This is a genomic window from Pseudomonas sp. Irchel 3F6, from assembly GCF_900187595.1.
Lineage (GTDB): Bacteria > Pseudomonadota > Gammaproteobacteria > Pseudomonadales > Pseudomonadaceae > Aquipseudomonas > Aquipseudomonas siliginis.
The window spans coordinates 23,706-46,236 of record NZ_FYDP01000011.1; the positions used below are offsets into that span (position 1 = coordinate 23,706).

Annotated in this window: 15 protein-coding genes; 9 read left to right on the forward strand and 6 right to left on the reverse strand. The window is 60.4% G+C overall.

What is annotated here, in order from left to right; all coding sequences use genetic code 11:
- Window positions 1-72: 72 nt before the first annotated feature.
- The 3 genes from topA (at window position 73) to CKW30_RS26170 (ending at window position 3,715) form a co-directional block, all read left to right on the forward strand.
- Window positions 73-2,706 (forward strand): type I DNA topoisomerase, encoded by a 2,634-nt coding sequence (gene topA / locus CKW30_RS26160; protein WP_056791529.1) that lies wholly within the window; start codon window positions 73-75, stop codon window positions 2,704-2,706.
- 144 nt (window positions 2,707-2,850) lie between these two features.
- The gene (locus CKW30_RS26165) at window positions 2,851-3,375 is read left to right on the forward strand and encodes a DUF6586 family protein (RefSeq protein ID WP_095182364.1); all 525 of its coding nucleotides are present in this window, start codon (window positions 2,851-2,853) and stop codon (window positions 3,373-3,375) included.
- Between the two features lie 106 nt (window positions 3,376-3,481).
- Window positions 3,482-3,715, forward strand: a complete 234-nt coding sequence (locus CKW30_RS26170; RefSeq protein ID WP_003226592.1) for a hypothetical protein — start codon at window positions 3,482-3,484, stop codon at window positions 3,713-3,715.
- Between the two features lie 97 nt (window positions 3,716-3,812).
- On the opposite strand, the gene sulA is transcribed toward CKW30_RS26170, so the two are convergent.
- Both sulA and lexA read right to left on the reverse strand, forming a co-directional pair.
- The gene (sulA, locus tag CKW30_RS26175; protein ID WP_041477346.1) at window positions 3,813-4,286 is read right to left on the reverse strand and encodes an SOS-induced cell division inhibitor SulA; all 474 of its coding nucleotides are present in this window, start codon (window positions 4,284-4,286) and stop codon (window positions 3,813-3,815) included.
- Window positions 4,287-4,296: 10 nt separating this feature from the next.
- The gene (gene lexA / locus CKW30_RS26180) at window positions 4,297-4,905 is read right to left on the reverse strand and encodes a transcriptional repressor LexA (protein WP_016775490.1); all 609 of its coding nucleotides are present in this window, start codon (window positions 4,903-4,905) and stop codon (window positions 4,297-4,299) included.
- 229 nt (window positions 4,906-5,134) lie between these two features.
- Here lexA and CKW30_RS26185 point away from each other — a divergent pair, with 229 nt between their 5' ends.
- The 4 genes from CKW30_RS26185 (at window position 5,135) to CKW30_RS26200 (ending at window position 11,065) form a co-directional block, all read left to right on the forward strand.
- Window positions 5,135-5,842 (forward strand): TetR/AcrR family transcriptional regulator, encoded by a 708-nt coding sequence (locus CKW30_RS26185; RefSeq protein ID WP_016775489.1) that lies wholly within the window; start codon window positions 5,135-5,137, stop codon window positions 5,840-5,842.
- 170 nt (window positions 5,843-6,012) lie between these two features.
- Complete coding sequence (gene nagZ, locus CKW30_RS26190; protein ID WP_177434243.1) at window positions 6,013-7,011, forward strand: beta-N-acetylhexosaminidase; 999 nt, start codon at window positions 6,013-6,015, stop codon at window positions 7,009-7,011.
- 13 nt (window positions 7,012-7,024) lie between these two features.
- Window positions 7,025-7,762: an S-methyl-5'-thioinosine phosphorylase gene (locus tag CKW30_RS26195; RefSeq protein ID WP_056791517.1), complete on the forward strand. Its 738-nt coding sequence runs from the start codon at window positions 7,025-7,027 to the stop codon at window positions 7,760-7,762.
- A gap of 9 nt (window positions 7,763-7,771) precedes the next feature.
- Window positions 7,772-11,065, forward strand: coding sequence for a DEAD/DEAH box helicase (locus CKW30_RS26200; protein ID WP_095182368.1), 3,294 nt, complete (start codon window positions 7,772-7,774; stop codon window positions 11,063-11,065).
- A gap of 148 nt (window positions 11,066-11,213) precedes the next feature.
- Here CKW30_RS26200 and CKW30_RS26205 read toward each other — a convergent pair whose 3' ends face one another.
- The 3 genes from CKW30_RS26205 to mfd are packed head-to-tail and all read right to left on the reverse strand — an operon-like array spanning window position 11,214 to window position 17,942.
- On the reverse strand, window positions 11,214-13,904 hold the full coding sequence (locus CKW30_RS26205; RefSeq protein WP_095182370.1) for a DEAD/DEAH box helicase: 2,691 nt from the start codon (window positions 13,902-13,904) through the stop codon (window positions 11,214-11,216).
- A gap of 11 nt (window positions 13,905-13,915) precedes the next feature.
- A complete protein-coding gene (locus tag CKW30_RS26210) occupies window positions 13,916-14,482 on the reverse strand; it encodes a CsiV family protein (protein ID WP_056791507.1) in 567 nt (188 codons plus the stop codon).
- 10 nt (window positions 14,483-14,492) lie between these two features.
- Complete coding sequence (gene mfd, locus CKW30_RS26215; RefSeq protein ID WP_095182372.1) at window positions 14,493-17,942, reverse strand: transcription-repair coupling factor; 3,450 nt, start codon at window positions 17,940-17,942, stop codon at window positions 14,493-14,495.
- A gap of 354 nt (window positions 17,943-18,296) precedes the next feature.
- Here mfd and CKW30_RS26220 point away from each other — a divergent pair, with 354 nt between their 5' ends.
- Entirely contained in the window at window positions 18,297-19,760 is a 1,464-nt protein-coding gene (locus CKW30_RS26220) for a glyceraldehyde-3-phosphate dehydrogenase (RefSeq protein WP_016775482.1), read from the forward strand.
- A gap of 172 nt (window positions 19,761-19,932) precedes the next feature.
- Here the strand turns inward: CKW30_RS26220 and CKW30_RS26225 are convergent, their stop codons facing one another.
- Window positions 19,933-21,231, reverse strand: a complete 1,299-nt coding sequence (locus CKW30_RS26225; protein WP_095182374.1) for an MFS transporter — start codon at window positions 21,229-21,231, stop codon at window positions 19,933-19,935.
- 75 nt (window positions 21,232-21,306) lie between these two features.
- Here CKW30_RS26225 and CKW30_RS26230 point away from each other — a divergent pair, with 75 nt between their 5' ends.
- Complete coding sequence (locus CKW30_RS26230) at window positions 21,307-22,353, forward strand: FAD:protein FMN transferase (protein ID WP_095182376.1); 1,047 nt, start codon at window positions 21,307-21,309, stop codon at window positions 22,351-22,353.
- The last annotated feature ends 178 nt before the right edge of the window (window positions 22,354-22,531 follow it).

Sequence of the window (22,531 nt, forward strand, 5' to 3'; positions counted from 1 at the left end):
CAACTATATATAGCGGTGCCGCGTCAGGCGCCAACCGCCTTTCACTTCTAGAATTCAGGAATTTTCTGATCCATGGGCAAATCGCTGGTCATTGTGGAATCCCCGGCTAAGGCCAAGACCATCAACAAGTATCTGGGTAACCAATACGTGGTGAAGTCGAGTATCGGCCATATCCGAGACCTGCCCACCAGCGGTTCGGCTAGCGCCAGCAAAGAGCCAGCCGCCAAGCGCGGCAAGGCTGCTGCGGGCGAAGGTCCGGTGCTCTCGCCGAAAGAGAAAGCGCGCAAGCAGCTGGTCTCGCGCATGGGCGTCGATCCCGAACACGGCTGGAAAGCCCAGTACGAGATCCTCCCGGGCAAAGAAAAGGTCATCGAAGAGCTGCGCCGGCTCGCCAAGGATGCTGACACCATCTATCTCGCAACCGACTTGGATCGCGAGGGGGAAGCCATTGCCTGGCACCTGCGCGAAGCCATCGGTGGTGACGACAGCCGTTACAAGCGCGTGGTGTTCAACGAAATCACCAAGAAGGCGATCCAGGAAGCCTTCTCCGAGCCGGGCGAGCTGGACATTGATCGTGTCAACGCCCAGCAGGCGCGTCGCTTCCTCGACCGCGTCGTCGGCTACATGGTCTCGCCGCTGCTGTGGGCCAAGATCGCCCGTGGTCTGTCCGCCGGTCGCGTGCAATCGGTTGCGGTGAAGCTGGTAGTCGAGCGTGAGCGTGAAATCCGTGCGTTCAATCCCGAAGAATACTGGGAAGTGCACGCTGATCTCGGCACCACCAAAGGCTCGACCGTGCGTTTCGAAGTGGCTCGCGAAAAAGGCGAAGCCTTCAAGCCGCTGAATGAAGCCCAGGCCATGGCTGCGCTGGAGAAGCTCAAGTCTTCCAGCTACAACATCGTCAAGCGCGAAGACAAACCGACCAGCAGCAAGCCGTCGGCGCCGTTCATCACGTCGACCTTGCAGCAGGCTGCGAGCAACCGCCTCGGTTTCGGCGTGAAGAAAACCATGATGATGGCCCAGCGTCTGTACGAAGCCGGCTACATCACTTACATGCGTACCGACTCGACCAATCTCTCGGCGGACGCCGTGGCGATGGCGCGCACTTACATCGAAGACGAGTTCGGCAAGAAGTACCTGCCGGAAACGCCGAACGTCTACAGCAGCAAGGAAGGCGCGCAAGAGGCTCACGAAGCGATTCGTCCGTCCGACGCCAATACCACGCCGAGCAAGCTGGCGGGTATGGAGCGCGATGCCGAGCGTCTGTATGAGCTGATCTGGCGCCAGTTCCTAGCCTGCCAGATGCTGCCGGCGCAGTACCTGTCGACCACCGTCAGCGTCGGCGCTGGCGACTTCGAGCTGCGTGCCAAGGGCCGTATCCTCAAGTTCGACGGTTACACCCGGGTGATGCCGCAAATTGCCAAGCCTGGCGATGATGACGTGCTGCCGGACATGGCCCAGGGCGATGTGATGAAGCTGATCAAGCTTGACCCGTCGCAGCATTTCACCAAGCCACCGGCGCGTTATTCCGAAGCCAGTCTGGTCAAGGAGATGGAAAAACGCGGCATCGGTCGTCCTTCGACTTACGCTGCGATCATTTCGACCATTCAGGATCGCGGTTATGTGACCCTGCACAACCGTCGTTTCTACTCGGAAAAGATGGGTGACATCGTCACCGAACGTCTGTCCGAGAGCTTCTCCAATCTCATGGACTACGGCTTCACCGCCGGCATGGAAGAGAACCTCGATGACGTGGCGCAGGGCGAGCGCGACTGGAAAAACGTGCTGGACGAGTTCTATGGCGACTTCAAGAAGAAACTCGAAGTAGCGGAAAACCCGGACAGCGGCATGCGCGCCAACCAGCCGGTCATGACTGACATTCCGTGCACCACTTGCGGCCGTCCGATGCAGATTCGTACCGCATCGACTGGCGTGTTCCTCGGCTGTTCGGGCTACAGCCTGCCGCCGAAAGAGCGCTGTAAGGCCACCGTCAACCTGGTGCCGGGCGATGAAATCGCCGCGGACGACGAGGGCGAATCGGAATCGCTGGTGCTGCGTGGCAAGCATCGCTGCCCGATCTGCAGCACGGCGATGGACGCCTACCTGCTGGACGAGAAGCGCAAGTTGCACATCTGCGGCAACAACCCGGATTGCGCCGGTTACGAAATTGAAGAGGGCAGCTATCGCATCAAGGGCTATGAAGGTCCGAGCCTGGAATGCGACAAGTGCGGCAGCGAAATGCAGCTCAAGACGGGCCGTTTCGGCAAGTTCTTCGGTTGCACCAACCCGGAGTGCAAGAACACCCGCAAGCTGCTGAAGAGCGGTGACGCGGCGCCGCCGAAGATGGATCCGGTAAAGATGCCTGAGCTGAAATGCGAAAAGGTCAACGACACCTACATCCTGCGCGACGGTGCGTCCGGTCTGTTCCTGGCCGCCAGTCAGTTCCCGAAAAACCGCGAGACCCGCGCTCCGTTGGTGATCGAGATTCTGCCGCACAAGGACGAGATTGATCCGAAGTACCACTTCCTGTGCGAGGCTCCGCAAAAGGATCCTGACGGTCTGCCAGCGGTCATCCGCTACAGCCGCAAGACCAAGGAGCAATACGTACAGACCGAAGTCGACGGCAAGCCGACAGGCTGGAAAGCGTATTACGACGGTGGCAAGTGGACTGTTGAAGACAAGCGCAGCGCAAAGGCCAAGGCTGAGTAAGCGCTAGTCTGAACAGCAAAAAGGCCGCATGAACCCTTCGGGTTTTCATGCGGCCTTTTTGTTTTGTGCTTGCGCTGGCATCGGCTGATCCATGACACTGCCGGGCCTGTGTGAAGCAATTATTTCGTTGTGGAGGCTGCCGTCATGGCCCACGAACTCTATACCCGCACCAACCAGAAGATCTATTTCGCCGGGCTGTCACTCGAAGCTCTGGCTCGTGCTGAAGAAGGGCGGGCGATGAATTCTCTGGCGCTGATCCAGGCCGGGCGTGAGTCGGCGTTGTTCCACCTCTACGGCGCACTGCTGGGCTTGTGTCATGAGATCGCCGGCTTTTATCGTCTGCCGCAGGCCAATTCGCCGAGGGCAGAGGAGTTGTTGAGGCGCGAAGTGCTGGAGTCGATCGCCATTCCGGAGTTGGCCGAAATGGTCGAGCTGGCCGGTAATCCGGAAACCTGGCTGGCGAAACTGCTGGCGGCGCACGCAGCACTGTTTCAGCCACCGAGGGCGCCACGCAAGCCGAAAGGCGACGTGACGCAGCCGCTGATCCAAGCGATTAATCTTGATGAAGAAGAGGCGCCGGAAGAGCTCAGTCGAGACGAGCTGGAGAGCTGGCGGCAGAACCTTAAAGGTCTGGCCCTGCGTTTCCGTGAAGGTTTGAATGAGTGCTGATTGGATTTGGCGCAGTGGCAATCTGAAACATGCTGCTGGTCAAGATCCCGAGCGAAGCTCGAATGATGTCTATATAATCGCTGCCTTTCGTGGAGAACAGACTTATATGCCAACGTCCTTTCTAGAAATTGTCGAGTTACCAGACGGCCGAATCGAACTGCGCAGGGCCGAGGACGAAGGTTCTCTGGTGACGCTGGATTTCTCCGAGGATGCCAAGGCGTTCCTGCAAGGCCAGCACGTTGAAATTGCCAAAGCGATGTTGAGCGTCGGCGTGCAGATGGCAGGTCGTATGGTTGAAGGCGAGTTTGATAAGGAAGAAGGGCCGCGGGTTCTTCATTGATCCACGCTTTGGCCTTTTCTCGGTCGCTTGCGCTTCAGATCGGCTTCTCTGTCCTTGGAGAAGCCCTGCGCTTCACACAGCGCGCATTACTCAACAATCAACCCAAACGAATGTTCAGGCTCTGAGCTTCGCCCGTGCGCGCGGCGCTGATCAGTTGTTGCCGTGAATTGGCATTCAACGGGTTTAGCCAGGTCACCACGGTGTGGCTGCGACCCAGTCGCAACGCTTCGCACGCCAGTTGCTGAGCACTCTGCGTGCCACGCGGTTGCAGCAGCAGGATGCGTTCGCGGTTCAGGCCGGCATCGCGCAGCCAGGTTTGCGTCAGGCTGGCGGGTGGGGCGATCAGCGTCAGCCAGCGCGCATCCTGATCCTCGCTCAATTCACGGAGGATCGGCGCTAGCAGGTTCAGGCAGTTCCCGGCCGCACCACGCAGTGATAGCTCACTGAAGGCGTCAGGTTTGGCATTCCAGTCACGCTCGACCACGTCTTTGAGGATCGGCGCAATCGGTTGCGCCAGAAACGCTTCAAATAAAGGCAGTTGTGTTTGCTGAGGTGTGTGTGGGAACTGCATGGAGCCTCCTTTAGCGGCGAATGACGCCGACACTCAAGCCTTCGATCACCAGTTCCTGATCTTTCAGGTCGACTTCGATAGGGGCAAACTCGGGGTTCTCGGCAATCAGCCAGACTTTGCTGCCTTCACGCTTGAAGCGTTTGACCGTCACTTCGTCGCCGATACGCGCAACCACAACCTGGCCGTTACGCGCTTCGCGGGTGGTATGCACTGCCAGCAGGTCGCCGTCGAAGATGCCGATATCCTTCATGCTCATGCCGTGCACACGCAACAGGTAGTCGGCGCGAGGATGGAAGAAGGTCGGGTTGATGTTGCAGGATTCTTCGATGTGCTGCTGGGCGAGGATCGGCGCGCCGGCAGCCACTCGGCCAATGATCGGCAGGGTGGAGTCGTCGGCCTTGGCTTCGAAGCCGGGAATACGAATGCCGCGGGAAGCGCCCGGGGTCATCTCGATCGCGCCCTTGCGGGCCAGGGCCTTGAGATGTTCTTCCGCCGCATTTGGCGATTTGAAACCCAATTCCTGAGCGATTTCCGCACGGGTGGGCGGATAGCCGTTGTCTTCGAGGCAACGTTTGATGAAGGCCAGAATCTCGGCTTGGCGTGGCGTCAGCTTTAGCATATTGATCGCTCTGTCTTTTTATACAGTGACTGGGATTATATACAGTGAAGCAGTCTTGGCAATGGGCGTTTTTTTGCCGCCCGCCGAGCGGTCGCGAAGGGCGCTTATTAATGCTGGCGCCTTGTGTGGTTAAATAGCTGACCGACCATTCCCAAAACGAACCGGCAGGCTTGACAAGGCTTAGGCTGAAACGTATGTTTCAAACAAGTGTTTGTCAGGCGGAGTAGCCATGGCCCAGTCGGAAACCGTTGAACGCATTCTTGATGCTGCCGAGCAGTTGTTCGCGGAGAAAGGATTCGCTGAAACCTCATTGCGTTTGATCACCAGCAAGGCTGGCGTCAATCTGGCTGCGGTGAATTATCACTTCGGCTCGAAAAAGGCGCTGATTCAAGCTGTGTTCTCGCGCTTCCTCGGTCCGTTCTGCGTGAGCCTCGATAAAGAACTGGAGCGCCGTCAGGCCAAGCCTGAGAACAAGCCGACCCTCGAAGAGTTGCTGGAAATTCTCGTCGAGCAAGCGCTCGTCGTGCAGCCTCGCAGCGGTAACGATCTGTCGATCTTCATGCGTTTGCTCGGCCTCGCGTTCAGCCAGAGCCAGGGCCACTTGCGACGTTATCTGGAAGACATGTATGGCAAAGTGTTCCGCCGCTACATGCTGCTGGTCAACGAAGCGGCGCCACGCATTCCACCGATCGAGCTGTTCTGGCGCGTGCACTTCATGCTCGGCGCCGCAGCGTTCAGCATGTCCGGGATCAAGGCCTTGCGCGCGATCGCCGAGACCGATTTCGGCGTCAATACCTCCATCGAACAGGTCATGCGCCTGATGGTGCCGTTCCTCGCTGCCGGCATGCGCGCCGAAACCGGCGTCACCGATACAGCCATGGCCAGCGCGCAATTGCGTCCGCGCAGCAAATCCATGCCGGTCGCCGCCAAGGTTTGACCGCGCACGGGTGGGCGCGGCAGCTGGTATCCGCTAAGCTAGCCGGCCATGCCGACTCTCGTACTGAACCCGATCTGCATGAATTCTGCTGACCGTCCGGGCATTGCCCACGGTAGCGAATGCAAGCAGATCGGGTTTTTCGTTTTCAAGGAATCTCTATGACTGCTGGCCTGCAAGGCTCGTTGATGGTGGACGTCGCCGGTACCTGGCTGACGGCCGAAGATCGCCAATTGTTGCGTCAGCCCGAAGTGGGCGGCCTGATCATTTTCGCCCGCAATATCGAGCATCCACGCCAGGTGCGCGAATTGAGCGCCGCGATCCGCGCGATTCGTCCGGATCTGCTGCTGGCGGTGGATCAAGAGGGCGGGCGTGTGCAGCGCTTGCGTCAGGGTTTCGTCCGTCTGCCAGCGATGCGCGCCATCGCCGATAACCCGAATGCAGAGTATCTCGCCGAGCAATGCGGCTGGATCATGGCCACCGAAGTGTTGGCGGTCGGGCTCGACCTGAGTTTCGCCCCGGTGCTGGATCTGGACTATCAGCGCAGTGCCGTGGTGGGCACCCGTTCCTTCGAAGGGGATCCCGAGCGCGCTGCCTTGCTCGCCGGTGCATTCATTCGCGGTATGAACAGCGCCGGCATGGCCGCCACCGGCAAACATTTCCCAGGCCACGGCTGGGCCGAAGCCGACTCCCATGTGGCGATTCCGAACGACGAGCGCAGTCTCGACGAAATCCGCGCCAATGATCTGGTGCCCTTCGCCCGTTTGAGCAAGCAGCTGGCCGCCGTCATGCCGGCCCACGTCATCTATCCGCAAGTCGACTCGCAGCCCGCCGGTTTCTCCCGACGCTGGCTGCAGGAGATTTTGCGCGGCGAGTTGCAGTTCGATGGCGTGATCTTCAGCGACGATCTGTCGATGGCCGGCGCCCACGTGGTCGGCGACGCTGCCAGCCGCATAGAAGCCGCGCTGAGTGCCGGTTGCGACATGGGTCTGGTGTGCAACGACCGCGCGGCAGCCGAGCTGGCGTTGAGTGCCGCCCAGCGTATGAAGGTCAAGCCTTCCACGCGCATCGCGAAGATGCGCGGGCAGGCCTTCGCCAGCACCGATTATCGTCAGGACCCGCGTTGGCTCACCGCCCTCGGCGCGCTCAAAGACGCTCAACTGATCGATTAAGGATTTTTTCGTTATGACCGTTTACGCAATCATCGGTGGCACTGGCCTGACTCAGCTCGAAGGCCTGATCATTCGCCAGTCGCTGGCAGTCGACACCCCGTACGGCGCGCCTTCGGCCGAGGTGCAGATTGGTGAATACGCCGGCAAGGAAGTGCTGTTCCTCGCCCGTCACGGTCACCCGCATCGTTTCCCGCCGCACAAGGTCAACTACCGCGCCAACCTGTGGGCGTTGAAGCAGGCGGGTGCCGAAGCGATCATCGCCGTAAATGCCGTTGGCGGGATCCATCCGGCCATGGGCACCGGGCATTTCTGCGTGCCGCACCAGATCGTCGACTACACCAGCGGGCGCGAACACACCTATTTCGCCGATGATCTGGAGCACGTCACCCACATCGATTTCAGCTTTCCCTACAGCGAGCCGTTGCGTCAGCAATTGATTGCCGCAGTCGCCGCCGAAGGCTGCGAATACAGCGATCAAGGCGTGTACGCCTGCACCCAGGGTCCGCGTCTGGAAACGGTCGCCGAGATCGTGCGACTGGAGCGTGACGGCTGCGACATCGTCGGCATGACCGGCATGCCGGAAGCGGCGCTGGCGCGTGAGCTGGATCTGGATTACGCCTGTCTGGCGCTGGTGGTGAATCCTGCAGCCGGCAAGACCACCGAAGTCATCACCATGGCCGAAATCGAGCAGGCCTTGCACGATGGCATGGGCAAGGTGAAATCGACGCTGGCCCGGGTGCTGGCCAGCTAAGGACTGTCCATGAGCATTTTCATCGAGCGGCTTAAAGGGCTGACATGGACCCACGCATTCAGTAGCAAGGCGTTGGCCAAGGCCCGGGCTTATGCCGCCGATGACCGGGTAGAGATCCTCGAAATCGATGACAGGAAGATTGAGGCGTTCTGCGTCGGATCGCAACTTCAGGCGTATGAGCAAACCATTTACCTGTCAGAAGATCGGTTGGGATCGGTTAGCTTGCGATGCCTGTGCAGCTGTCCGGTTGCACTGGACTGCAAGCACAGCGCGGCGGTGATCTATCACCTGCTGGGCACGGGTGAGGATGCGTCTGACAATGATGCACAGATCCCGTTGGGGCGAGCGCTCGAGCATTGGCTTTCGACAATTCCCGTGCCGGCCAAGCCTGCTGACGAAAGTGCGCAAACCGCAGGCACGCGTCTGTTTTACAAGCTCAAATCGACGTCTGCGAACGGCAAGTGGCTGCTCGATATCTTCAAGGTCTACCAGCTCAAGAGCGGCGAGTTACGCGAGGTCAAACCGATGTACTCGCTCGCGGAAATGCTCATGCGCCAGCCCGGCTACCTGTCCGAGCTGGATCTGCGCATCGCCCGGCTGTTGGTCGCCATGCATTCCCATCACGCCTACTACAGCGGCTATCCGCTGGAAGGCAGCAGTGGCGCCGAACTGCTGGAAATGCTCCTGCGTACCTCGCGGCTGTTCCTCGACTTCGAAGACCTGCGAGCGCTGACACCGGGGGCGAAACGCGTCGGTCAGTTCTCTTGGGCCGAGCAGGCTGACGGCGGATTCCGCGCGCAATGGAGCAGTGCCGAAGCCGCGCAGGAAACCGTGCTGGCGCTGGAGCCGCTTTATTACCTTGATCGCGAGCAGCGCCAGGTTGGCCCGCTGTTCACTGAGCTGGAAGAAAAACTCGCCTGCCATTTGACCCTGGCGCCAGACATTCCGGCGCGTCAGGCCATGCAGTTCAGCCATCGCATGAGCGCGGCGACCCAAATTGCGCCACCGCACAAACTCACCGAACGGATCATCGATGACGTGCTGCCGCAGCCGCAACTGACCCTGGTCAGCGGCCGGGAACGTTCGCGCTGGGAATACGTGCTGGAGCACCGCGCCGCTCTGCTGTTTACCTACAACGGTCATCCGGCGGTGGATCGCAACCCGGAAGTGATGATCCTCAATGGCAGCGAAACCCAGCGCATTCAGCGTCAACCGGCGCTGGAAAAGAAGCTGCGCCAGAACCTGCAAAAACATGGCTTCAAGAAAGCCACGCGCAAGAGTGCAATGGATCGTCCCGGCGAGATGTTTACCTTGCCGGATGATTCCGCCTGGCTCGGGTTCATGCACGAAGGGCTGGCCACACTGCGCGCCGCAGATTGGAAAATCGAGATCAGTCCCGGTTTCCATTTCGATGTACAACCGGTTGAACAGTGGTACGCCGAGGTCGAAGAAGAGGCCACGCATCAGCGGTTTGATCTGCAGTTGGGTATCGTCGTCAACGGCGAGCGCTACAGCTTGCTGCCGATCCTTCTGCACCTGTTGCGGACCCAGCCGCGCTTGCTCGACCCGGTCAATCTGGCGCAGCGCAACGATGATGAAAAACTCCTGATCGAGCTCAAGCCCAGCGGTTTTGGCGACCCGGCCGGCGCCAAGGTCGCGTTGCCGCTGAGTCGGGTCAAACCGTTGATGGCGACGCTGGGCGAGCTGTATCTGGGCGGACACCAGGGCGATGCGCTGCGCTTGACCGCTCCAGACGCCGCACGCCTGAGTATGCTCGATGGCGTACCGCTGGACTGGCAGGGCGGCGAACGCCTGCGCACTTTTGCCAAGCGTCTGCAGAATTCCAGTCACGCCCAGGTTGCTGCGCCTGCCGGCCTCAACGCGCAACTGCGCCCGTATCAGCTCGAAGGCTTGAACTGGATGCAGACCCTGCGCGAGCTGGAAGTCGGCGGCATTCTGGGCGATGACATGGGCCTGGGCAAAACCTTGCAGACCCTGGCGCATCTGCTCACGGAGAAACACGCCGGGCGCCTGGACTGTCCGGCACTGGCGGTGATGCCCACCAGCCTGATTCCCAACTGGCTCGACGAAGCCGAGCGCTTCACGCCGCAGTTGAAAGTCCTGGCGCTGCACGGCACCGGGCGGCAGAAGGACTTCGCCAATCTCGCCGAATACGACTTGGTGCTGACCACTTACGCATTGCTGCCCAGGGATCTGGAGATCTTGCAGCCGCAGCCGTGGAGCGTGCTGATTCTCGACGAAGCGCAGAACATCAAGAACCCGCTGAGCAAAGCCGCCCAGGCCGCGCGTGACTTGCAGGCCCATCAGCGCTTGTGTCTGAGCGGTACGCCGCTGGAAAACCACCTCGGTGAGCTGTGGTCGCAGTTCCATTTCCTCATGCCCGGCTGGCTCGGCGACAGTAAATCCTTCAATCGCGATTACCGCACGCCGATCGAGAAGCACGGCAATGTCCAGCGCATGCAACACCTGACCGCGCGCATCAAGCCGTTTTTGCTGCGGCGCAAGAAAGATCAGGTCGCCACCGAGTTGCCGCCGAAAACCGAGATCATCCACTGGGTCGAACTCAGTGATGGTCAGCGCGACGTCTATGAGACGGTGCGCGTGGCGATGGACAAGAAGGTCCGCGACGAAATCGCCCGCAGCGGCGTGGCGCGCAGTCAGATCATCATCCTTGATGCGCTGCTCAAGCTGCGTCAGGTCTGCTGCGATCTGCGTCTGGTCAATATGCCGCTCACGGCGAAGGCGTTGCGCTCGGGCAGCGGCAAGCTGATCAGCCTGATGGAGATGCTTGAAGAATTGCTCGGCGAAGGGCGGCGCATTCTGCTGTTCTCGCAGTTCACCTCGATGCTGGCGCTGATTGAGCAGGAATTGCAGCAACGCGGGCTTGGCTACTCGTTGCTGACCGGCGACACCACCGATCGGCGCACGCCGGTGAGGGATTTCCAGGGCGGCAAGGTGCCGTTGTTTCTGATCAGCCTCAAGGCCGGCGGTACCGGTCTGAACCTGACAGCGGCGGACACGGTGATTCACTTCGACCCGTGGTGGAACCCGGCGGTGGAGAATCAGGCGACTGATCGGGCGTATCGCATCGGCCAGAACAATCCGGTGTTCGTCTACAAGTTGATTGCCAAAGGCACCGTCGAAGAGAAGATCCAGGCGTTGCAGCAGGAGAAGGCTGCGCTGGCCGGGGCGGTGCTTGAGGGTGGCACGACGGGGGGATTCAAACTGGAACAGAGTGATATCGAGGCGTTGTTTGCCCCGTTGCCGGTTTCCAAGGGTTGAGCCCTGAGTGATTGCGCAATATTGGATGACCCCATCGCTGGCAAGCCAGCTCCCACAGATATCGAGTTGAATCACAATCTTCGGTACAGCTCATAACCCTGTGGGAGCTGGCTTGCCAGCGATAGCTATCTAACCAGCAACGCCGATTTCAGCGCTTGTCGATCTTGTCCGGCAACGGCGCAAACAGCGCTTCAATATCATCGCTCTGCAATTTCCAGTCCCCGGCCTTGCGCCCATCGAGCACGCCCGCTGCAAGGTCAGACTTTTCCTTCTGCAGGTGCTGAATTTTCTCTTCCACTGTGCCCCGGGCAATCATCTTGTAGACGAACACCGGTTTCTCCTGGCCGATTCGATACGCGCGGTCAGTCGCCTGATTCTCGGTTGCCGGGTTCCACCACGGGTCGTAGTGAATCACCGTATCGGCTTCGGTGAGGTTCAAACCGACACCACCGGCCTTCAGGCTGATCAGGAAGATCTGACGCTTGCCGCTCTGGAATTCTTTTACCGGGGTGCGCCGGTCACGGGTCTGGCCGGTGAGCAGGGCATAGGCGACCTTGCGTTTTTTCAGTTCGTCCTCGATCAACGACAGCATCGAAGTGAATTGCGAGAACAGCAGAATCCGCCGACCTTCTTCGAACAATTCCTCAAGCATTTCCATCAGGCTGTCGAGTTTGCCCGAGGTGCTGCCGCGTGCGGGCAGGGTGGCGTCGTTGACCAGACGCAGGTCGCAGCAGACCTGACGCAGCTTGAGCAGTGCTTCGAGAATGATGATCTGGCTGCGCGCCACACCTTTGCGGGTGATCTCGTCGCGGACTTTCTTGTCCATCGCCAGGCGCATGGTTTCGTACACATCGCGCTGCGCTTCGTTGAGTTCGACCCAATGGATGATTTCGGTTTTCGGCGGCAGCTCAGTGGCGACCTGCTCTTTGGTCCTGCGTAGCAGAAACGGTTTTATCCGACCGTTGAGGTGCTGCAGCCTGACTTCACTGCCGCGCTTTTCGATCGGCACGCGGTAGTCGGCATTGAAGCTCTTCACGTCGCCGAGCCAGCCCGGCAGCAGGAAGTGAAACAGCGACCACAGCTCACCCAAGTGGTTTTCCAGCGGCGTACCGCTGAGGCACAGGCGCTGGCGCGCGTTCAGCTCGCGGGCGGCCTGGGCGGCTTTGCTGTTGGGGTTCTTGATGTATTGCGCTTCGTCCAGCACCAGAACATGCAGCGGCTGTTTGGCGAGACGTTCGAGATCCTTGGGCAACAGGGCGTAAGTGGTGAGGATCAGGTCGAAGTCGGCCAGATTGTCGAAGTGCTTTTTGCGCGTGGCGCCATACAGCGCCAGGACTTTCAGCTGCGGGGTGAAGTGCGCCGCTTCATCGAGCCAGTTCGGAATCAGGCTGGTCGGCATCACCACCATGCACGGACGATCGAGGCGTCCGGCGTTCTTCTCGCTGAGAATATGCGCCAGGGTCTGTAGGGTTTTGCCCAGGCCCATGTCATCCGCAAGAATCCCGCCGACCTCCAGTTGCCGCAGCGATTGCATCCAGCTCAAACCTTCGAGCTGATACGGGCGCAGCGTTGCATTCAGACCTTGCGGCGCTTCGGCAGTGAAATCGCGGATGTCGCGCAGCCGCTGGGCGAAGGTGCGGATCTGCTCGCCGCCTTCCCACAACAGCGGCAGGCCTTCCAGCGAATTGAGCCGGGTGGCGTCAGCCTTGCTCAGGCGCAGGGTGGTTTCGCCCGGCTCCTGCAAATAGAACTCGCCCAGCGTCATCAATACCGGCTTCAAGCGACCGAGCGGCAGCGCGACTTGCAACGGCCCATGCTCGCTGGTGCGTTGCGGAATGTTGACCAGAATCAGCTCGTCATCGCGACGACGGGCGAGGCGTTCCGGGTTGAGGATCTCGGTGTGCGAGCGCATCAGATTCAGCAGAATCGGCAGCAGGCTCAGGCGCTCGCCGTTGACGATGATGCCCAGCTCCAGATCAAACCAGTCGCGCTCCGGCGCCTGTTCGACGGTGGCGTACCAGTCGTCGACGGCGGTCAGGTCGAAACCGAATTCCTCATCGATCTGCAACTCCCAACCCTGGCTGCGCAACTTCGGCAAGTCATTGAGGGTGAAGGTCAGCCAGGCGCTGTCGTTGACCATCTCGTAAAGTTCGCCGGCGCTCTCCGGCAGGGCTTTGCTCTGCCGGGTGGCGATGCGGAAACCGAGGATGCGTAACTGTTCGCGGTAGGACTGTTCGACGTCCGGGTGACGTTTTATCCGCAGGGTCTGGGCTTCCTGACGGATCAGGATATCGCTGTGTTTTTGCCCGCTGACGTATTCGTCCAGATAGCTGAACGACAGCGCCGCGCGGTGCTGAATGTAGCGCTGCATCTTGCCGTTGCGCGGCTCGAAGGCGCTGAACTCGACGCTCGCCAGCCACAGGCGCGGCACCGGCTGCACGTTGTCCACCAGCACTTGCGGTGGCGCTTTCGGGCTGCGGTTTTCCAGCACGGCCTGGAGCTTCTCCAGCAGCTCGGCATCTTTAGCGGCGGCGGGGTAATCGAGGGTTTCCTGGATTTTCAGCAGCACCGCCGCGCAGTGTTTGCAGTTGCTGCGCACCGGGCAGGTGCAGGTGGCGTCGACCAGCAGCAGCGTCGCTTTGGCTGACTCGCGCAGATGGATGGTTTGTCGGTAAACGCTACCGCCAGAACCTTCGCAACTGGCGGTGATGGTCGCATCGCCGACCTGGGCGATGCGCACTCGATTCTCCAAAGCGTAGCGGCGGCCGCGCTCCAGACTCTGTTCTTTGAATCGGCTGACCCACGACGGGGCCAGCGGTTTGCTCAGGGGCGGCGGCATAAGGACTTCGATCAGTCCGGCACGACTTCAGGCGCTTCGCGAGGCGCTGGCGCGGTCAGGGAAGTGATCTTGATCAGCAGGGCCAGATGACCGTTGTCGAGGTAATTGAGCTGGCCGTTCTTGGTGTGGCTGTCCTGACGCAGACGCTCACTGGCGGTGACCAGGCCATTGGCGTCGATCTGATTGACCCAGAAATCGGCGGTCACGTCGGTGAAGCGGCCGAGTTTCATTTCCAGCGTGCCCTCGATGGGGAACTGGCCGAACTGTTCCTGACCTTCGCTCACTGCGACTTTCGCCGGCGCTTCGCCGAGGCTCTGCTGCCAGGCTTTGTGCATCAACACGGTGTACTCGCCGCTGGCGGTGAGTTTGTTCACTACATCATTCAGCGCTGGGGTGCGCTGGCTGTCGCTGCCCAGACGCTGGGCGCCTGCGGCCCAGTCTTCCGGGGCGGCGCGGCTGACGATGGCCGGGACGGCATTCTGGCGCACCAGGATCATTTCGACCTGATACGTGTCATCGGCAAACGCCGTCGGTGCTGCAAGTGCAAGCAACAAAGTCAGAGAGCGGAACAGGCGCATCGGGCGTCCTTCAAGCGGATTTCGGGATGAGACGCTCAAACAGCGCCTCGACAGTATTGAAACGTTCTTCCGGGCGCTCCATCGGCACCTGGAATTTAAACATCGTCGCGCCTTCGAACTTGTAGCGCTTGGGCTGCGTCTGGATCAGCTTGATCAGGGTCATCGGGTCAACCGGCGTCTGCGCTTCGAACTCGATGCGTCCGCCTTGCGGCCCGCCGTCGACTTTCTTGATGCCGAGCTTTTCCGCCTGCAATTTCAGCGCGGTGATCCGCACCAGGTTCTTGGTCGGCTCCGGCAACAGGCCGAAGCGGTCGATCATCTCCACCTGCAGATCCTTGAGGCCTTCCTCGTCGGTGGCCGAGGCGATGCGTTTATACAGAATCAACCGCGCATGCACATCCGGCAGATAATCTTCCGGAATCAGCGCCGGCACCCGCAGATTGACTTCCGGGCCGCCGCCAAGCGGTTGATCGAGGTTCGGCTGCTCGCCCTTGCGGATCGACTTCACCGCGCGTTCGAGCATTTCCATGTACAGGGTGAAACCGACGGCCTGAATCTGCCCGCTCTGACCGTCGCCGAGCAGTTCGCCGGCGCCACGGATTTCCAGGTCGTTGGTGGCCAGGACGAAACCGGCGCCGAGGTCCTGGGTATTGGCGATCGCTTCCAGACGTTTTTCCGCGTCCGAAGTGATTTGCTGGCGTGGCGGTGTCAGCAGGTAGGCGTAAGCCTGGTGGTGACTGCGACCGACACGACCACGCAACTGGTGCAACTGCGCCAGACCGAACTTGTCAGCGCGCTCGATGATGATGGTGTTGGCGCTCGGCACGTCGATGCCGGTCTCGATGATGGTCGAGGCGATCAGCACGTTGAAGCGCTTGTGGTAGAAGTCGCTCATCACCTGTTCGAGTTCACGTTCGCGCATCTGCCCGTGGCCGATACCGATGCGCGCTTCCGGCACCAGTTCGGCGAGATCGGCGGCGCATTTCTCGATGGTCTTCACATCGTTGTGCAGGTAGTACACCTGGCCGCCACGCAGCAGTTCACGCAGCAGAGCCTCTTTGACCGTGCTCTTGTTCTGCTCCATGACAAAGGTGCGCACCGACAGGCGTCGCGCTGGCGGCGTGGCGATGATCGACAGATCGCGCATGCCCGACACCGCCATGTTCAGCGTGCGCGGAATCGGCGTCGCGGTCAGGGTAAGGATGTCGACTTCGCTGCGCAGGGCCTTGAGCTGTTCTTTCTGGCGCACGCCAAAGCGGTGCTCTTCGTCGATGATCACCAGCCCGAGGTTTTTGATCTTCACATCATCGGACAGCAGTTTGTGCGTGCCGATGACGATGTCGATCTTGCCTTCCGCCAGATCGGCGATCGCCGCGTTGACTTCCTTGGCCGATTTGAAGCGACTCATCACTTCCACGGTCACCGGCCAGTCGGCGAAGCGGTCGCGGAAACTGTTGTAGTGCTGCTGGGCGAGCAGGGTGGTCGGCACCAGAATCGCCACCTGACGACCGCCGTGCACGGCAATGAACGCGGCGCGCATGGCCACTTCGGTCTTGCCGAAGCCAACGTCGCCGCAGACCAGGCGATCCATCGGTTTCGGCGCGAGCATGTCTTCGCGCACGGCCTCGATGGTCGCTTGCTGGTCCGGCGTCTCCTCGAACGGGAAACCGGCGCTGAAGGTGGCGTAATCGGCCTTCGGGTCGGCGAAGGCGTAACCTTCACGGGCGGCACGACGGGCGTAAATGTCGAGCAATTCGGCGGCGACGTCACGCACCTGCTCGGCGGCCTTGCGCTTGGCTTTCTGCCAGGTTTCCGAGCCGAGGCGGTGCAGCGGCGCGAGCGAATCGTCGCTGCCGGTATAGCGCGCGATCAGGTGCAGGTTGGCCACCGGTACGTAGAGCTTGGCGTTCTCGGCGTATTCGAGGGTGAGGAATTCGGCGGCCTGATTGTCGATTTCCAGGATCGTCAGGCCCAGGTAGCGGCCGACGCCGTGATCGATATGCACCACCGGCGCGCCTTCACGCAGTTCGGTGAGGTTCTTGATCACCGCATCGTTGCTGACGTCGCTGCGCTTCTCGCGGCGACGACGTTGCATGACCCGTTGGCCGAACAGCGGACTTTCCGCCACCAGCGCCAGCGCCGGGTCGTCGAGCAGCAGACCCTCGTCGAGCGGGGCGATGGTGATCGCCATACGATCCTTGCTGGCGACGAAGTCCGGCCAGCTGTCGACGGTTTTCGGCCGCAACTTCAGGCGTTCCAACAGTTCCAGCAGGACTTCGCGACGACCCGCCGATTCAGCGGTGAACAGCACGCGCCCGGGGAATTCTTCGAGGAAACCGGCCAGCGCCGCCAGTGGTTGCGTGGCTTTGGCTTCGATGGCCAGATCGGGCAGCGCATGGGCCGGGAAGCGTTCGCGGCCGACACCGCTTTCAACGTCCTGTTGACTGGCAACGACCCGTGGCCAGTTCTTCAGGCGCGCGAAGCAGTCTTCCACCGGCAGGAACAATTCGGCCGGTGGCAATAAAGGACGCGATGGATCGACGCGGCGTTCTTCGTAACGATTGCGCACGTCGTTCCAGAAGTTTTCCGCCGCCTGCTCGATGCCCGGCAGCGAGAACACTTGTGTGTCCTGAGGCAGGTAATCGAACAGCGTCGAAGTTTCGTCGAAGAACAGCGGCAGGTAGTACTCGATGCCGGCCGGGGTGATGCCGCTGCTCAGGTCCTGAAAGATCGGGCAGCGACGGAAGTCGACGTCGAAGCGCTCGCGAAAGCGCGCCTTGAAGCGGGTGACTGCGTCTTTCTGCAACGGGAATTCGCGGGCCGGCAGCAGCTTGACCGACTCGACCTTGTCGATTGAACGCTGGGTTTCCGGATCGAAGGTGCGCAGGGTTTCGATTTCGTCGTCGAACAGGTCGATGCGATACGGCAGTTTGCTGCCCATCGGGAACAGGTCGATCAGCGCGCCGCGTACGGTGAACTCGCCGTGCTCATACACCGTGTCGACATAGCGATAGCCGCTGGCTTCGAGCCGCGCGCGCATCTGTTCGACGTCGAGCTTCTGGCCGATATCGAGCACCAGGCTGCTGCCGAGCAGGAATTTGGTCGGCGCCAAGCGATGCAGGGCGGTGGTGATCGGTACCACCAGCACGCCGTGGGCCAGTTCCGGCAGGCGATACAGACTTGCGATGCGCTGGGAGATGATGTCCTGGTGCGGCGAGAACAGGTCGTAGGGCAGGGTTTCCCAGTCGGGAAAATGCAGTACGGGCAAATCCGGGGCGAAGAAACTCAGCTCCTGTTCCAGCCGTTCGGCACTTTGGCTGTCGGCGGTCAGCAGCAGGGTAAAGCGCTTGGCAGCGCTGGCAGCCTCGGCAATCGCCAGGCTGAGGGCGGCACCGGGCAGATTGCCCCAGTGCTGTTTACCTGCTTCGGCAGGGAGTAGCGGTAGACGCAGAACAGGCACGGAAGGTTGAGCTCCAGGCGTTGCGACAAAGTCGGTAATTGTAGCGGCCTCCGGTGCCGCCTGTCAGTTGCAGACTGCGTCTATCTTCATGGTTTGGACGAAATGTAGTGGTAACCATAAAAACGAGCACTTTTTTCATGATTATGTAGTGCCGAAACCGGGTGGTGTTACGGAGGGTTACAGACATCGTCTAACAGTCGTCGAAAAATTGACTGCGCTGAAAGCCCCGGTTTTACTGGGCTGGAGAAGGGCGTAAATTTTTTGAACGGGAATTTGTTACCGATTGCGCGACAAGCGCGCATTGCTGAAAGGGCTTGTCGGCGGCATAATGTAGCCCCTTTTTTCTGCCCCTACATGTGGAAGGTTACCGTGACTCAGAAGCCCGACCAGTGTCTTGGTGAATGGATCGACCGTGAAGCACTCGCAGAAGCGATGATTCCGCTTATCGGTCAGCTCTACCGCAATAACAACGTGGTTAGCTCGATCTATGGCCGCAGCCTGATCAACCAGTCTGTCATCGCGATTCTCAAAGCTCACCGCTTTGCTCGCCACCGTTCTTCCGACGACAGCGAACTCTCCGTCCACGAAACATTCCCACTGCTCAAGGCCATGAGCGAGCTCAAGCTCGGCGCGGCGTCGGTGGATCTGGGCAAGCTGGCGTTCAAATTCCGTAACGAAGGCAACGGCCGCAGCGCCGAGCAGTTCGTGCGTGAAGAGATGGCTGACGTGGTTGGCCAGCAGAACGCTTCGGCCCGCAAAGGCACCGACGTTGTTCTTTACGGCTTCGGTCGTATCGGCCGTCTGCTGGCGCGCATCCTGATCGAGAAAACCGGTGGCGGCGACGGCCTGCGTCTGCGCGCCATCGTCGTGCGCAAAGGCGCCGAGAACGACCTGACCAAACGCGCCAGCCTGCTGCGTCGCGATTCGGTACACGGTTCGTTCAACGGCACCATTACCATCGACGAAGAAAACAACACCATCACCGCCAACGGTAACCTGATCCAGGTGATCTACGCGAAGAACCCGACCGAGGTGGATTACACCCAGTACGGCATCAAAGACGCGCTGCTGGTGGACAACACCGGTGTATGGCGTGACGCCGATGGCCTGGGTCAGCACCTGGCCTGCCCGGGTATCGATCGCGTTGTTCTGACCGCGCCTGGCAAGGGCAAGCTGAAGAACATCGTTCACGGCATCAACCACGGTGAAATCACCGCTGACGACAAGATCGTCTCGGCTGCTTCCTGCACCACCAACGCCATCGTGCCGGTGTTGAAAGCGGTCAACGACAAGTTCGGCATCATCAACGGTCACGTCGAAACCGTTCACTCGTACACCAACGACCAGAACCTGATCGACAACTTCCACAAGGGCGATCGCCGTGGCCGCAGCGCCGCGCTGAACATGGTGATCACCGAGACCGGCGCCGCTACCGCTGCTGCCAAGGCTCTGCCTGAGCTGGCCGGCAAGCTGACCGGCAACGCGATTCGTGTTCCGACGCCAAACGTGTCGATGGCCATTCTCAACCTCAACCTTGAGAAAGCCGCCACCCGCGAAGAGATGAACGAGTACCTGCGCTACATGGCGCTGCACTCCGAGCTGCACAAGCAGATCGACTTCGTCAATTCGCAGGAAGTGGTGTCGACCGACTTCGTCGGCTCGCGTCACGCTGGTGTGGTTGATGCTGAAGCGACCATCGTGCAGGACAACCGCGTCGTTCTGTACGTCTGGTACGACAACGAGTTCGGCTACAGCTGCCAGGTGGTTCGTGTGATGGAAGACATGGCTGATGTGAATCCGCCAGCATTCCCGCGCTAAGCTTCAGGCTTGAATGAAAACGCCCCGACATTTTGTCGGGGCGTTTTTGTTTGTGGGCCTGTTGGATCTTCGGCGTCCCTGCCGGCCTCTTCGCGAGCAGGCTCGCTCCCACACTGGATCGGTGTCGTTCACAATCTTCTGTGGGAGCGAGCCTGCTCGCGAAAGCATTCTGTCAGGCGCCGCTGGCTACCGAGGCCTGCGCGGTGCGCAACTCATGCCGGTTGCCACGGAACAGCACCAGTGTCGCAATCAAGCCCAACACCGCCGCGCCACTTAGCCAGATGCCCGGTGCTGCCTTGTTGTCCAGCACATGAATCAGATAGGTGCATGCTGCCGGAGTAAATCCGCCGAACGTCGCCGTTGCCAAACTGTAGGCCAGGGAAAACCCGGTCGTGCGCACTTCCACCGGCATGATCTCGGTCAGCGCCACCACCATCGCGCCGTTGTACGAGCCGTACAGGAACGACAGCCACAATTCGACAATCAGCAAATGGCTGAAGCTCGGGTTCGCCACCAGCCACGACAGCGCCGGATACGCCGTCAGGATCGCCAGAATCGTCGCCGCCAGCAGTAAGGGTTTTCGGCCGATCTTGTCGGATACCGCGCCCATCACCGGTAGCCAGAAGAAGTTCGACAAGCCGATGCACACCGTCACCAGCAGCGCATCGAGATCAGACAGGTGCAGTTCGGCCTTGCCGAACGTCGGGGTGTAAGCGGTGATCAGGTAAAACGACACCGTGGTCATCACCACCAGCGCCATGCCGGCAATGACGATGCCGAAGTTCTGCCCGATCGAGCGGACGATTTCGCCGAGGGTAGGGCGGTGGGCGCGCGCCTGGAATTCCGGAGTTTCTTCCAGCGAGCGACGGATGAAAAAAATCACCGGCACGATCATGCAGCCGATCAGAAACGGCACACGCCAGCCCCATTCGCCCATTTGCTCCGGACTCAGCCAGTGGTTGAGACCGACACCGAGCAGACCGGCGAACACCACGGCTGCCTGTTGGCTGGCGGACTGCCAACTGACGAAAAAGCCTTTACGCCCCGGCGTCGAAATTTCCGCCAGATACACCGACACACCGCCCAGTTCCACGCCCGCCGAGAAGCCTTGCAACAGACGGCCGAACAACACCAGCAGCGGCGCGGCGACACCGAGCGTCGCGTAGCCGGGCACGCAGGCGATCAGCACCGTACCGGCGGCCATCATCGCCAAAGTGATGATCAGCCCTTTGCGCCGTCCGTGACGGTCGATATAGGCGCCGAGGAAAATTGCCCCCAGCGGGCGCATCAGGAAGCCGGCGCCGAAGGTCGCCAGCGACAGCATCAGCGAAGCGAAGGCGCTGTCGGTGGGGAAGAAGGTTTTGGCGATGGCCGTTGCATAGAAGCCGTAGACCATGAAGTCGAACATTTCGAGGAAGTTGCCGCTGACAACGCGAAAGATCGCTTTGCCTTTGCCCGTGGTGGAGGACATGGGAGGTACTCACTGTTCAATTTTGTATAAAGGCGTTGCAGCCATGGGGAAGCGAGCGGGCGCTTGTAGTTCATAATGGCCGCCGTGGTTTTGCGGGGAGATGAAGAATTGTTAACTGGACGCTGGTTGGGGCTTGTGGTGTTGGCTGCGGCAATCGGCGGCTGCGGCAACGGCGATTTCCTGGAACAGGTTGGCGGTTCGACCATGGGCAGCACCTGGTCGGTCAAGTACGTGCGCCACGCCGGGGTCGCCGATCCTGCGCAAGTGCGCGGTGAAGTGGAGCGCATCCTCGGCGAAGTCGATCAACAGCTGTCGACTTACCGCAGTGACTCCGTCATCGAGCGTTTCAACGCCTTGCCCGCCGGTAGCTGCCAAGCCATGCCGGCAGCGGTGCTCGAATTGGTCCGCATCGGCGAACAGCTTTCAATGCAAAGCGAAGGCTCCTACGACCTGACCGTGGAACCGCTGCTGGACCTCTGGGGATTCGGCCCGCAAGGACGCGAAGAAAAGATCCCTGATGCGGCCGCGCTGGCCGAGGTCATGCAGCGGGTCGGCCATCAGCACCTGCGCATCGATGGCGAGCGGTTGTGCAAGGACGCCGCCGTCGAAGTCGACTTCAACAGCATTGCCGCCGGTTACGCCGTGGATGCCATCGCCGCCAGATTGCAGGGCATGGGCATCGACAATTACCTGGTCGAAGCCACGGGCGAACTCAAGGCCCGGGGCAAGAAGCCGGATGGTTCCGCGTGGCGCATCGCTCTCGAAGAGCCTCGCGATGACCAGCAAGTGGCCGAGCGGATTATCGATGTCGATGGCTACGGCGTGTCCACCTCCGGTGACTACCGCCATTATTTTCTGCAGGACGGTCGGCGTTATTCCCACACCTTCGATGCACGCAGCGGAAGGCCGGTCCTACATGATCTGGCGTCAGTCACGGTGATTCATCCTTCAGCGTTGATGGCCGATGGACTATCGACGCTGTTGCTGATTCTCGGGCCGGAAAGGGCACGGGACTATGCCCAAAAGCATGACATTGCTGCATTCTTTGTCTTGCGTGCCGATACAGGTTTCGTCACCCGCAGCAGTCAGGCATTTACGCAGCTTGTCGGTGAAAAAAACTGACCGGAGACAAGACGAAAGCTGGCGTTGTAGTGCAGGCAAAAGTAGCCTACGACGCGACCAAGGGTTAATGTGCGCGGCGTTGACGCTTCTATAGACTGTGTCCGGGTTCTTCACTGGCCCCCAATTGTTCCTTCGCGCCGCCGTTCGGCGTGATTTAGCCGCCGGTGCTGCTGGCACC